The 12870-nt window shown below is 58.4% G+C and carries 10 protein-coding genes; 3 read left to right on the top strand and 7 right to left on the bottom strand.

Annotated elements, in window-relative coordinates; all coding sequences use genetic code 11:
• Nucleotide 1: 1 nt before the first annotated feature.
• Nucleotides 2-1162 (bottom strand): acyl-CoA dehydrogenase family protein, encoded by a 1161-nt coding sequence (locus ACR0NF_RS12540; protein ID WP_480667393.1) that lies wholly within the window; start codon nt 1160-1162, stop codon nt 2-4.
• Between the two features lie 97 nt (nt 1163-1259).
• On the opposite strand from ACR0NF_RS12540, the gene ACR0NF_RS12545 reads away from it, so the two are divergent.
• Nucleotides 1260-2213 carry a GlxA family transcriptional regulator gene (locus tag ACR0NF_RS12545; RefSeq protein ID WP_480778343.1) on the top strand — a complete coding sequence of 318 codons (954 nt, stop codon included), beginning with the start codon at nt 1260-1262 and terminating at the stop codon, nt 2211-2213.
• Here the strand turns inward: ACR0NF_RS12545 and ACR0NF_RS12550 are convergent.
• Nucleotides 2180-4615 carry a GcvT family protein gene (locus tag ACR0NF_RS12550; protein WP_480778344.1) on the bottom strand — a complete coding sequence of 812 codons (2436 nt, stop codon included), beginning with the start codon at nt 4613-4615 and terminating at the stop codon, nt 2180-2182. The genes ACR0NF_RS12545 and ACR0NF_RS12550 overlap by 34 nt on opposite strands.
• 186 nt (nt 4616-4801) lie before the next feature.
• Here ACR0NF_RS12550 and ACR0NF_RS12555 point away from each other — a divergent pair, with 186 nt between their 5' ends.
• A complete protein-coding gene (locus tag ACR0NF_RS12555) occupies nt 4802-6319 on the top strand; it encodes a trimethylamine methyltransferase family protein (protein ID WP_480778345.1) in 1518 nt (505 codons plus the stop codon).
• A gap of 11 nt (nt 6320-6330) precedes the next feature.
• Here ACR0NF_RS12555 and ACR0NF_RS12560 read toward each other — a convergent pair whose 3' ends face one another.
• The 5 genes from ACR0NF_RS12560 to ACR0NF_RS12580 all read right to left on the bottom strand — a co-directional run bounded on the left by ACR0NF_RS12560 (nt 6331) and on the right by ACR0NF_RS12580 (nt 11593).
• On the bottom strand, nt 6331-7305 hold the full coding sequence (locus ACR0NF_RS12560) for a LysR family transcriptional regulator (RefSeq protein ID WP_480472610.1): 975 nt from the start codon (nt 7303-7305) through the stop codon (nt 6331-6333).
• A 93-nt stretch (nt 7306-7398) separates the two neighbouring features.
• Complete coding sequence (gene hisD / locus ACR0NF_RS12565) at nt 7399-8694, bottom strand: histidinol dehydrogenase (RefSeq protein ID WP_480778346.1); 1296 nt, start codon at nt 8692-8694, stop codon at nt 7399-7401.
• A 9-nt stretch (nt 8695-8703) separates the two neighbouring features.
• Entirely contained in the window at nt 8704-9399 is a 696-nt protein-coding gene (gene cuyB, locus ACR0NF_RS12570; protein ID WP_480472614.1) for a cysteate racemase, read from the bottom strand.
• Between the two features lie 32 nt (nt 9400-9431).
• Nucleotides 9432-10445 carry a D-cysteate sulfo-lyase gene (gene cuyA / locus ACR0NF_RS12575; protein WP_480472616.1) on the bottom strand — a complete coding sequence of 338 codons (1014 nt, stop codon included), beginning with the start codon at nt 10443-10445 and terminating at the stop codon, nt 9432-9434.
• Between the two features lie 209 nt (nt 10446-10654).
• A complete protein-coding gene (locus tag ACR0NF_RS12580) occupies nt 10655-11593 on the bottom strand; it encodes a LysR family transcriptional regulator (protein ID WP_480778347.1) in 939 nt (312 codons plus the stop codon).
• 214 nt (nt 11594-11807) lie between these two features.
• Here ACR0NF_RS12580 and ACR0NF_RS12585 point away from each other — a divergent pair, with 214 nt between their 5' ends.
• Complete coding sequence (locus ACR0NF_RS12585; RefSeq protein ID WP_480472620.1) at nt 11808-12803, top strand: taurine ABC transporter substrate-binding protein; 996 nt, start codon at nt 11808-11810, stop codon at nt 12801-12803.
• The last annotated feature ends 67 nt before the right edge of the window (nt 12804-12870 follow it).

The raw sequence follows: 12870 nt of genomic DNA on the forward strand, positions 1-12870 counted from the left end.
GTCAGGCGCCCAGTGGACGCAGAAGATCGCGGCTGATGATGTGGCGTTGAATTTCGCTGGTGCCATCCCAGATGCGCTCGACCCGCGCGTCGCGCCAAAAACGCTCGATGGGGAAGTCATCCATCAGGCCCATACCGCCAAATATCTGCAACGTTGTGTCGGTGACACGTGCCAGCATTTCCGAGGCGTAGAGCTTGGCCGACGCGATTTCTCGGTTCGAGGGCAGATTTTCATCCAGACGCCACGCTGCAGAGAGGGTCAGCCAATCGGCGGCATCGATCTCGGTGATCATGTCGGCGATCTGGAAGCCTACACCCTGAAACTTGCCGATCGGCTGGCCGAATTGCTTGCGCTCGGCAGCGTAGTTCAGCGCATAGTCAAAGCAGCGACGCGCGCGCCCGACCGAAAAGGCCGCAACCGTCAGTCGGGTTGCGTAAAGCCATTCGTTCATCACGGCAAAGCCGCCATCCACCTCGCCCAGCACCTGCGCGTCAGGCAGGCGGCAATTGTCGAAATACAGAATGTAGTTCTTGTAACCCTTATGACTGACCGAGTTGTATCCCTCGCGCACCTCGAAGCCGGGTGTGCCGCGATCTACAAGGAACGTAGTGATCCGCTTTTTCGGCCCCTTCGGCGTCTCGTCGACGCCGGTGGCGATGAAGACGATGAAGAAATCCGCGTGTTCCGCGCCCGAGATGAAGTGTTTTGAGCCGTTGACAACCCAGTCCCCGCCGTCGCGCACGGCCTGACATTTCATCCCCCGCACGTCCGATCCCGCATCCGGTTCGGTCATCGCTAGCGCGTCCATCTTTTCGCCGCGCACGGCGGGCAGAAGGTAACGCTCGCGCTGTTCATCGTTACACGCCATCAGGATGTTCTGCGGGCGGCCAAAGAAATGGGTCAGCGCCATCGAGCCGCGACCCAGCTCGCGTTCGACCAGCGTGAAATCGAGATGCGACAAACCCGCGCCGCCAACCTCTTCCGGGAAGTTGCAGGCGTAGAACCCCAGATCGATGCACTTTTGTTTGATCTGTTCGCCCAGCTCGTTCGGGACCTGGCCGGTTCGTTCAACCTCGGCCTCATGCGGGTAGATTTCGTTCTCGACAAAGCTGCGAACAGTCGAGACGATCATTTCCTGTTCTTCGGACAAACCAAACTGCATGGTGCGTGTTCCCTTGATATCTGGTTGCCGATGAAACGAGATTGTCTGACTCGATGACATGCAGTATTCGTCAAATATCATGCGGGAATAGAAAAAGTTGACGCAGAGATATAACATTCTGCTGTTTGACGGGTTTTCGAACCACTGTCTGGCCAGTTTGGTTGAACCGCTGCGCGCGGCAAATACTCTGGCGGGGCAGAAGCTTTATGCGTGGCGATTCTATTCGCCGGATGGCGCATCGGTCCAAAGCTCTAGCGGATTGCGGGTGACGCCGGATGGCGCGCTGGGGATTGAGACCGGCAATACGCTGGTCGTCATGCCTTCTTACGGATATCTCGACCTTGCAATGCCCGAGACGTTGCGGGCTCTGCGGCGAGCGGCGACCCGGCATGTTAACCTGGCGGGTTTGGATACGGGTAGCTGGCTGCTCGCCCGTGCTGGCCTATTGGAAGGTCACCGCGCGACCATTCACTGGGATGAGCTTTCGCGGTTCGAAGAGGCCTTTCCTGAGGTCGATGCCGTGCAGGAACGCTATGTGATCGATCGCAACCGGATCACCTGTTCCGGCGCGATGGCGGCTTATGATTTGGCAACGGCACTGATCCTTGCGGACCACGGCCCGCTTTTATCGATGGAGGTCGCACATCTGTTGATGAACCGCGGTGAACCGGGCGCCGCTGCACCGCCGATGAAGTCCGGAGATAGTTTGGTGAACCGCGTTCTGAACATCATGCAGAAATCACTCGAGACGCCAGTGCAGATCAAGGAGATCGCACGGCAGCTGGGTTGTTCGCAGAAGAAGATCGAAAGCCGGGTACAAGCTGAGCTGGGAACAACGCCGCAGGCGCTCTACCGTCGCCTGCGTCTGAACCTGGCACGTAACCTGGCGACCGAGACGCAGCAATCGGTGGCCGAGATCGCCAGCCGATGCGGATATGAAAACGCGAGCGCTATGACACGGGCGTTTCGGTCTGAATTCGGGCTGACGCCGACGGCCTATCGGAATAGTGGGCAAGGTCAGGCGCGCATTCGCGAGAATTCCGGGTCGTAGGGTGAGGGCGTAATGACCTCTGCCTCGACAATCTCGCCGCACAGGTCGAGTTGCATTCGGCTGCCGGGGGCCGCGAAATCCGGCTCAACGAAGCCATAGGCAAGGTTCAATCCGGTACGGTGACCCCAATCACCTGACGTGATCGTGCCCACGACTTTGCCTGACGAGATCAAAGATGCGCCGCCATGCGCAGGCGCGTGGGTTGCGTCGATCTGCAGATTGACCAGCTTCTTGCGTGCGCCCTCCGCTTGACGTTTCATCAATGCGTCCCGGCCAATGAAGTCACCTTTGTTCAGCCTGATAAATCGGTCCAAACCGGTCTCGAATGGATCAAATTCGGTCAGCAGATCGGCTTTCCAGTGCAAAAAGCCCTTTTCCATCCGCATCGAATCCACCGCTCGCGCTCCGAACAGCTTCAACCCATGCGCGTTCCCGGCCTGCCGCAGGGCGAGGTAGGCCGCATAAAGTGAACCATTGGGGACGTGGATTTCATATGCCAATTCGCCTGAGAAGCTGATGTTCAGCACCGTAGCCGGAGCGATGCCGACAAAACACTCGCGCACGGACAGCCAGGGGAAGCTGTCGCGGGACCAGTCGCCGCGCGCGCAGGCTGACAAGACATCACGTGCTTTGGGGCCCGCGAGCACCAGAATGGTCTGATCATTGGTCAGTGCTTTCAGCTGCACATCCTCTTCGTCAGACAGATGTGCCTGCAACCAGTCCATATCGTGATATTCACTGGCCGCGGCCGAGCCGTACCAAACCCGCGCCGGGCCACGATCACTGGCGGGCAGGTTGGCGATGGTGGCCTCAGCCTTGACCATGCCATGGTGGTTGAGCAGATAGCCTAGCCCCACGCGCCCTTCGCGCTTTGTCACCGCACCGCAGAGCATCCGGTCGAGAAACTTGTGACGATCCGCGCCCGTGATCTCGATACGGTTGAAGCCGTTGACTTCGGTCAGGCCGACATTGGTTTGAATGTTCTGAACCTCGGCTGCAACCAGATCAAAGGCCTCATCGAAATTGAAACTCAGCGAGGGATGAAACTCGGGTGACGGCTTGACGTAATCAACCCGTTCCCACCCGTTCACAACAGTGAATTCTGCCCCTTCGGCTGCGAAAACAGGCATCAACGGTGTAGTCTTGGCCGGGCGGCCCGCGGGGCGGTGTTCATAGGGGAAGTGAAAGCGGAATTCGTTCTGGTAGTCCTCGATGGCTTTCAGCGCGGTTAGTTCCACATTCGTGTGACCTGTGAAACGGCGCGGGTCGAGGCACCATGTGTCATAGCAGGCCTCACCATGCACGATCTGCTGCGCCAGCAGCCAGCCATGGCCGCCACCTTCGCCCAACCCTGCGCGCAGACCAATGATGCAGAAGGCGTTGCGTTTGCCGGGGATCGGGCCGACCAGCGGCGCGCCGTCAATCGTGTAAGTGATGGGGCCGTTGACGACGGTGTGAATTCCCACCTCCATCAGCGCGGGCATACGGGCAAAGGCGCCTTCCAGCACATCGGTGACCCGGTCCAGATCATCCGGACACAAGGCGTTGACGAAGTTTGGATCAATCCCGTCCATGCCCCAGGTTTTGCAATCCTGTTCATAGAACCCGACCAGCAATCCGTTCTTTTCCTGACGGCAGTAGTAATCGCTGATCGGACAGCGCAGCAGGGGCATCCGGTGCCCCGCTTCGCGGATAGTCGGGATTTCTTCGGTCAGAAAATACTGATGCTCCATCGATGCGACAGGGTGGTGCACGCCCATCATGGCACCGACCTCGTTCACACGATACCCGCAGGCGTTCACCACGATATCGCAGTCAATGTCACCATGTTCGGTGTGCACGGTCCATGTGTCGTCCTTATGCTGGGTCAGCGCAGTGACCGGCGTGTTCCGATATACCTCGGCCCCGGCTTTGCGTGCGCGGCGGGCCAAGGCCTGACACAACTGCGCCGGGTCTATGTCGCCATCCAGCGGATCCCAGAGCCCGCCCAGCAGGTTCTCGGTTGAGATCAACGGATGACGGCGGGCGCATTCTTCGGCGTCGATCACCTCGAAATGAACATTCATCCCGCGCGCCATGGACGCGAAATGTCGATATCCCTGCATCTGCTCCGGCGTATTGGCCAGCCGGATACCACCGTCGCCGTGATGGTAGTTGATCGGATAATCCGGGTCCTCGGCCAGTTCCTTGTACAGGTTGATCGAATGGGTCTTGAGCCCGACCATGGTCTGATTCATGCCGAAATTGGTCACTTGCGCAGCAGAATGCCAGGTTGTGCCGCTGGTCAGCTCGTTGCGCTCAACCAGTACAACATCGCTCCATCCTTCACGGGTCAGGTGATAGAGCGTTGAGCATCCGGCGATGCCGCCTCCGATGACAACCACCTTGGTACGCGATTTCATGCAAGAACCCTCCGGCTGGTTTTCCGGAATTAGTCCGGCGCATGTGTGGGTTTTCAAGCGATTGGGCGTTTTTACGCAGAATATCGAAGATTGATCTTGAGATAATCGTAGAAAGGTAATTCCCGTTGAATCCGGACAGTCGAGATCCTTTGAATAAAGTCATTACATCATGTTGAAAGGACTGCGATGGAAGCGCGGCAGGGAAAGCGGGCAGGGCGAAAGGGCCGTCTTGCACAACGGGCGGAAAAGCCTGCGCTTGATCCGTGCCCACCGGGACAGCCCGGCGGCAGTTATAAACCCCTGACCGACGCTGAGCTGCAGCGTATTTATTCCACCGCGCTCGATCTGCTCGACAGGTTGGGAATGGGCGAGGTGCCGCCGCGGCTGCACGCAGATCTTTTGGCGATCGGTGCGCGCGACACTGGCGAGGGTAGGGTGACCTTCTCGCCGCAGCTTGTAGAGCAAGCCATCGATCAGGCCGCCAAAACCTTTGTGCTTCACGGGCGGGATGAGACGCGTTCGATCGAGGTGGGCGGCAATCGCGTGCATTTCGGAACCGGTGGGGCGGCGGTTCAGACGCTTGATCCGGACACGGGCCTCTATCGCCCGTCGACCCTGCAGGATTTGCATGATTTCACACGGCTTCAGGATGTGTTGGCCAATGTCAGCTGGTTTACCCGCTGCTGCGTTGCCACTGACGTACCTGAGACCTTCGATCTGGACGTAAACACCGCTTATGCGCTGATAAAGAACACCACCAAGCCTACGGCAACTTCCTTCACATTGGCCGCGCATGTCGCCCCCATCGTCGAGATGTTGGACATCGCCGCAGGTGGCCCGGGCGAATTCTCGAAACGCCCTTTCATGAAGGCGCATATCAGCCCCGTGATCTCGCCGATGCGCTATGGTGAAGATGCGGTAGATGTCGTCTATGCCTGTGTCGAACACAATATCCCAATGTCTTGTATCACCGCCGCGCAGGCGGGGGCCACGGCACCTGCGACTTTGGCTGGGTTTCTGGCCCAATCTCTGGCCGAGACCTTGGCCAGCCTGGTGATGGTTCACGCAATCCAACCCGGATTTCCGATGGTGTTCTCTAACTGGCCTTTGGTGATCGACCTGCGTACCGGCGCGTTTTCGGGTGGGAGTGGTGAAACCGCGGTGCTGAACGCTGCCTCTGCTCAATTGTCGAACTGGTTGGGGCTGCCTTCGGGCGTGGCCTGTTCGATGACAGACGCGAAAGCCATAGATGCGCAATACGGGATGGAGAAGGGGCTGACCTCGATGGCCGCAGCGCTGGCGGGCGGTAATCTGATCTACGAAAGTTCGGGCATGACGGCGTCCCTGTTGGGGGCGAGCTTCGAGGGCTTTGTGCTTGATGACGAAATGCATTCGAACACCTATCGCGCCCTGAGGGGCATCGAGGTGACCGACGACAATCTGGGCTTTGACGCTATTTGCGAGGCGGTTTTGGGCGAGGGACATTTTTTGGGTGGGCAGCACACCTTCGCTGCGATGGAACGGGATTATTTTTACCCGTCATTAGCCGACCGGGACGAGCCCCGGACATGGGCCGAAAATGGTGCGCTTGATGCCTGGTCCCGTGCGCGCCTGAAGGCGCAGGAAATCTTGCGGGATCACCGCCCCAACTATCTGACGCCCAAGCAGGACCGCCTGATCCGAGCGCGCTTCAATATCCTTTGAGCACGGCCGGATTACTCAACCAGATCGAAACGATCAGTGAGCCAAGGGTTATCCGCATGAAGGGGCGCAAGGATGCGATCCCGGATCAGCGCGCGGGTTTTGGTGTCGACCAGCTCAATCACCGAGCGGGAACAATCCGGTGTCGCAACCAGGGCAAGCGTGCGTGAAAAGCTCTTTCCCGGGAAGGGGTGCATTTTCAGCTTTGGCTGAAACCGTTTGGCGCGCGAATACAAGAGTGGTGTCGTGATGGTCCAGCCGGCCCCGGCCGAAACCATGGACATCAGGGTCTGATTGTTGCTGCACTCAAACCTGTGGGGCGGGGAAAACCCCATCCGGCGCAATTGCGATTCAATCTGCCGCGCAATGATGAGCGAATTGGAAAACCGCAGGAACGGCAATTTCGTGCGCCCTTCGACGATATCGGTCAACGACTCGTCATTCACCTTTGGCAGAACGATGACAAACGGATCGCGTAAAAGGGGGCGGTCCCGAAGATCTCGCATCTTTTCGGTGGGTGTGGTTGAGATTCCCACATCCAATTGCCGGTCGCGCAACATCTCGATGATCGCGTGGCTGGAGTCTGTGTGATATAGAAAATCGCAGGCGGGCATGTTGGCCGACAGGTATACGGCCAGCTCGGGAATAATGTCGCTGTCAAAATCCTCGATTGTGCCAAAGCGCAGATAGCTGGCCTCGGCAATGCTGCCTGCCGAGGCTTCGGCCTTGGCCTTGCGGATCAGATGCAGCGCGTCATCGATATTGCGCAGGAAGACATGGCCCTTTGGCGTCAGCACCATTGGGCGGCGCGCATGATTGAACAACTCGACGCCAAGATGATCCTCGAGATTGCGCAAGTGGTGCGAGATTGTGCTGATGGTCAGTCCGGTTTCCTTCGCTGCCGCCTGCAGCGAGCCTTTCTGCGCGCAGATCTGAAACAATTCCAGCCACTTGAGGCTGAGGTCCTTGGGAGCAGTCTGGCGTGGCATCCGAGTCGTCTCGTTGGAGTTTGGTTAACTATGATCAAACTATGAGAGTCTTGCTATCAAAATTTCTCAAATCAGATCGCATGACGACTGCCCCTATGTCGTAACAGGAGTGACGGCCTCGTGTTTGGACAAACGCATCTCAGCGGCGCGCGCATGGCCCTCCATACCCTCCATTCGGCTGATCCGGGCAGTGCGTCGGGCCAGCTCGTGCGAGGCCATAGGCGTGCAACGTTGCCACGTCACCGTCTTGGTAAATTTGTGGACGGACAGGCCTCCGGTATAGCGCGCGGCGCCGCTGGTCGGCAGCACGTGGTTCGGACCCGAAGTTTTATCGCCGAATGATACGGTCGTCTCGGCCCCAAGAAACAACGAGCCATAGGCCGACAGCTGATCCAGCCACCAGTCCAGATCCTCGGCCATGACCTGCAGGTGTTCCGGCGCGTAGTCATCTGCCACTCGGGCCGCCTCCTCTCGCGTGTCACATAGGATCACTTCGGCCCGATCCCGCCATGCCAACCGCGCGGCTAAGGCATTGGATTCAGGCAGGCTGTGGATCAACGCATCCACGCGCGCAATCACCCCGTGTGCCAGCGCCTTGTCGGTGCTGACGAGCCAGACCGGGCTGTCCATGCCATGCTCGGCTTGACTAACCAGATCCCACGCAACAGTTTCGACGGATGCGGTGTGATCCGCGATCACCAGAGAATCCGTAGGCCCGGCGAACATATCGATACCCACCTTGCCGAACAGCATCCGCTTCGCCTCGGCCACATAGGCGTTTCCGGGGCCGACCAGAATGTCCGCAGGTCGCGCTCTGAACAGTCCATGCGCCATGGCGGCAATCCCCTGAACGCCGCCAAGGTTCAGGATCAGGTCGGCCCCGGCGAGGTCCATCGCATAGACGATTGCATCGGGAATACCCGCCTCGGGGCGGGGCGGAGAGACCGCGGTGATATGAGGCACCCCGGCGACCTTGGCCGTTGTGATGGTCATCAGAGCGCTGGCAATATGGCTATATCTTCCACCGGGCACATAGCAGCCCGCGCTCGAGATCGGGATTTGCTTTTGCCCAGCGATCAGGCCCGGCATCACCTCGATCTCGCACTCTTGTACCGTGGTCATTTGTGCCTCGGCAAAGCGACGGATGTTGGCGTGGGCAAAGCGAATATCTTCTTTGACCGTATCGGGTACGCGGTCGCAGGCAGCTTTGCGCGCCGTCTCGGACAGGACGAAATCTCCGGTCCAGCCGTCGAGCTTTTCGGCATAGCGCCGCACCGCCTCTTCACCCTCGCGTTCGATGTTTGACAGCATGATCGACACGATGTCGTGGATATCGGTGTTCTCTGTTTCCGGGCGGGGTTCGGCGGTTTTCAGATAGGTGACGGCCATGAGGGTACCTCAACTGGGCAGGTAATGGGCGTGAATGGCGTTGGCCAGAACGTCGACGGTATCAAGGACGGGCACTTCCGAAGAAAGCGTACGCGTGAGGAGCGAAAACTCGGAACAAGCCACGAGCAGCAATTGGGCACCATGCCCGGTCAGGTCTGCCGTGGCGGCAGAGAGCGTTTCGTGTGTTGCCGGGATCGCCCCGTCTGCCTTGATTTGCCGGATTGCATTCAGCATCTGGTCTTCGTTTTTCGGCCAGAGCGCCGAAAGACCTACCCGCTCCAATGAAGCGTCGAACACTCCGGCTTTACGCATCGCCGGCGAGGCCAGGATGCCGAGGCATCCGCCGTCTGGCAGCGCCTGAGCCGCCTGTTCAATCGACAGATCGACCATGTGCAGAAATGGGATCGAGATCGCCTGTTCGATCTGCCCCGCATAATGATGCGCGGTATTGCAGGGCATGGCCAGTGCCGTCGCGCCCGATCGTTCCAGCCCCCGCGCCATGTTGGCCAGAACCGGGCCGGGATCAGCGCCGGTCCCTTCGATCAGATGGGCGATGCGTGAGGGGACCTGCGGGTTCATGTCGATCAGCAAGGGCAAATGATCCGCATCATCCTGCGCTTGCACCGTGCCCAGCAGGCGTTGTTGCAATAGGATTGTCGCCTCGGGGCCCATGCCGCCCAATATGCCCACGACCCGGCGGGTCATGCGGGAACCTGGTAGAAGACACTCGCCAGCATTTACAGATTGACCCAACGATCCGAGTGATCGAAAGCGAAATCATAACCGAACAGACCAACAGAACCTCCGGTATGGAGGAACACCAGACGCTCGCCTTTGAACGTGCCCTTCCGGGCCAGATCGATCAAACCTGCGGCACCTTTGGCGGAATAGACCGGGTCCAGCAGAATACCTTCAAGCTCCGCAAACATCCGGATCGCCTCAATCCCGCTTTCGGTCGGCAGACCGTAGCCTTCACCCACATAGTCCGTATTGGCCATCACATCTTCGCGGCTCACGACGCCTGAGCAGCCCAGTTTTTCAGCTGTCTTGCAGGCCAGATCATAGACCATATGTTCTTGCTTGGGTTGCGGTGCACGGGTGCCGATGCCCAGCACGGGGATGCCGGTGTTCATGGCGCAAAGCCCGGTTACCAGTCCGGCCTGCGTGCCAGAAGAGCCGGTGGCATGCACCACGCGGTCAATCTGCAAGTCAGCATCATTGGCCTGACTAACCATTTCCAACGCACAATTGACGTACCCCAGTGCACCCGTCGGGTTCGAACCGCCGCCAGGGATCACATAGACCTTGTGCCCCTCGGCGCGATTCTTTTCTGCGGCGCGCTCCATCTCGGCGGGCATATCGTGGCCACCGGGAAATTTCTCGGTCGTGGCACCATGCAGATGATCCAGCAGCACGTTGCCGTTATTGTTGTAATTGGCGTTGTTATAGCTGGTGCGGTCCTCCAGCAGGATATGACATTTCAAACCCAATCGGGCAGCAAAAGCTGCCGTCTGGCGCGCATGGTTGGACTGGGTTGCACCCTGCGTCATCACCATACCCGCGCCCTGTTCCAGAGCCTCACCAAACAGGAATTCAAGCTTGCGGGTCTTGTTGCCCCCGGTCGACATCCCGGTGCAGTCGTCGCGCTTGATCCAGATCTCGACCCCCAATGCGTCGGAAAGACGTTTCATCGGCTCCAGCGGAGTCGGCAGATGGGCAAGAAAAACGCGTGGGAAACGAGAAAGGTGCATCAAGCTGTCCTGATCTGAACCCTGAGCCGGTTGTGGGGTCAACGGGCGAATGGGTCATAGGTTGGATTTCGGGTTCGGCTGCAGCCAGACTATGGGCCGCATGTTCGAAGTTTATCAGAGCTTACAGCGCCCGTCGGTCAAGCATCGCGTTTCCGGTTTCGAAAAACCCGGAAGATAACTTCGATATTCCGCGATTGATTGAGGGTCGTTCATTCAGATGTCATCGGGAGGGTGCGAAAATCGTTCTTCAGCCACGAGAACTTCGCCGTCATTGGCTCGGTTACGTGCTGGCGGATCAGATTATACAAAGTGTTGTGCAGCAATCGTGTTGTGGTTGGTGGATAGACGCTGGTGGTAAACAGCGACACGGTCCGTGCGAAGCTTTTCCCGGGAAAGGGCACGGCGCGCGTGTCCTCGTGGAATCTGCGCGCGCGATAATAACTAGCAGCGGTCGTGACCGCCCAGCCACTGCCTTCGGCGACAAGCCCAATGATGGACTGATTACACTCAAGCTCGAACCGGTTCGGCAGGCTGATCTTGCTGCGGGTCAGCTGGCTTTCGATCAGTTTTCCAATGGTGTGGTCCCGAGAATACCGCAACAATGGCAAGGAGGTCTCTGAATCAAGCAGCTCTTCAACCGGGCCTTTGAACGAGGGTGGCAAAATCACAATGAACGGGTCTCTGAGCAGTGGAAATTCCATCAACCCCTCAGCATGACCTGAGGGGCGCGTGGCCACACCTGCATCCAGTTTCTGGGATTGCAACTTGTCTATGATTTCGTGGCTGGGGCGAGTGAAATGGCGGAAACTGCACCTCGGCAACGAAGCTGACAGATGCCGGAAAAGCTCGGGTGCGACCCGGCTGTCGAAGTCGTCGATCAGACCCAGCCGCAGATCAGTTGCGTGTTGCCAAGTACCCGAGCGTAGTTCAGCCTCGCCACGTTTCAGGGCCATCAACCCCTCCCGAACATGGCGCGAGAACACGGTTCCGGCAGGGGTCAGACCCATGGGGCGACGGCTGTGATCAACCAGTTCGACATCCAGCGCCTTCTCTAAGCTGCGCAGATGGTTCGACACGGTGCTGATCGACAAACCGGTTTCGGCCGAAACCTTCTGGATTGATCCAAGCTTGGAAATAAGTTGAAACACCTCCAGCCATCTGAGACTGAGTGATTTTTGTGGCATCCAAGCGCTCCTGATCTGCGACTGATTAGGCTAAAGCGAAACAAAGTTTCGCTTTTTCCGCAACAAGATTTTTATTTCACGATTCCGCCCGCCTGCGACTATGGTTTTCCCACTGTTTCGCAGGTCGAAGTTTCGCAATAATCGGGCTGACGAAACCAGCAGGGAGAAAGTAGTCAAAATGATCAAGAGAAAACTGCTCACAACCACCTTTGCCGGCATTGCTGCACTAACCGCTTCGCAAGCGGCGGCGCTGGATGAGATTACGGTTGCGTATTTCCTGGAATGGCCGATGCCGTTCCAATATGCCAAGGCCAACGGAACCTATGAAGAAGAGCTTGGTGTAAAGATCAACTGGGTGTCCTTCGACACTGGTACGGCGATGTCCGCAGCGATGGCGTCGGGCGACGTACAGATCGCGGTCAGCCAGGGCGTACCGCCCTTCGTGGTCACCACATCGGCAGGACAGGATATTCAGATCGTCGATGTCGCGGTCAGCTATTCGGACAACGACAACTGCGTCGTTGCAGAAGCGTTGGAGATCGACAAAGGCAACGCGGGCGAGTTGAACGGCAAGAAAGTTGGTGTTCCGATCGGTACGGCGGCGCATTACGGTTTCCTCTCCCAGATGGGTCATTTCGGCGTGGATGTTGGCTCGATGGAGATCGTTGATATGGCACCCGCGGATGGCGCGGCGGCCTTTGCGCAGGGCAACCTGGACATGGTCTGCGGCTGGGGCGGCGCGCTGCGTCGCATGGTCGAACATGGCAATATCCTGCTGACCGGCGCTGAAAAAGAAGAGCTTGGCATCCTGGTCTTCGACGTGACCAGCGCCCCGTCAGGCTTTATCGAGGAAGAGCCCGAGCTTCTGTCCAAGTTCCTGAAAGTCACCGCAGACGCCAATGCGAAATGGAATGCAGGTGACAGCAAGGACGAAATGCTGCCGGTGATCGCCAAGGATGCTGGTATGGACCCGGCGGATGCCGAGGCAACCATCGCCACCTTCTCCTTCCCATCGGTCGAAGAGCAGTTGTCCGAGAAATGGCTGGGCGGCGGCGCGCAGGACTTCATGAAGGGTGTGGCCAACGTTTTCGTTTCGGCAGGCAGCATCGAGTCCGCGCTGGACTCGTATGATGGTGCCGTGAATGCAGCACCACTTGCGGCGGCAGGTAACTAAAACTCACAAGTCGCCATTTAAGACCGGCCCCACAGAGGGCCGGTCAACAGATATGCACGCAGGAAGG

Source organism: Ruegeria sp. CF4 (genome assembly GCF_056537345.1).

Excerpts from the sequence above, each read along its gene's own strand:
- hisD (WP_480778346.1), bottom strand. The coding sequence starts at position 8,694 with ATGGCCGTCACCTATCTGAAAACCGCCGAACCCCGCCCGGAAACAGAG.
- ACR0NF_RS12550 (WP_480778344.1), bottom strand. The coding sequence starts at position 4,615 with ATGAAATCGCGTACCAAGGTGGTTGTCATCGGAGGCGGCATCGCCGGA.
- cuyB (WP_480472614.1), bottom strand. The coding sequence starts at position 9,399 with ATGACCCGCCGGGTCGTGGGCATATTGGGCGGCATGGGCCCCGAGGCG.
- ACR0NF_RS12540 (WP_480667393.1), bottom strand. The coding sequence starts at position 1,162 with ATGCAGTTTGGTTTGTCCGAAGAACAGGAAATGATCGTCTCGACTGTT.
- cuyA (WP_480472616.1), bottom strand. The coding sequence starts at position 10,445 with ATGCACCTTTCTCGTTTCCCACGCGTTTTTCTTGCCCATCTGCCGACT.
- ACR0NF_RS12555 (WP_480778345.1), top strand. The coding sequence starts at position 4,802 with ATGGAAGCGCGGCAGGGAAAGCGGGCAGGGCGAAAGGGCCGTCTTGCA.
- ACR0NF_RS12560 (WP_480472610.1), bottom strand. The coding sequence starts at position 7,305 with ATGCCACGCCAGACTGCTCCCAAGGACCTCAGCCTCAAGTGGCTGGAA.
- ACR0NF_RS12585 (WP_480472620.1), top strand. The coding sequence starts at position 11,808 with ATGATCAAGAGAAAACTGCTCACAACCACCTTTGCCGGCATTGCTGCA.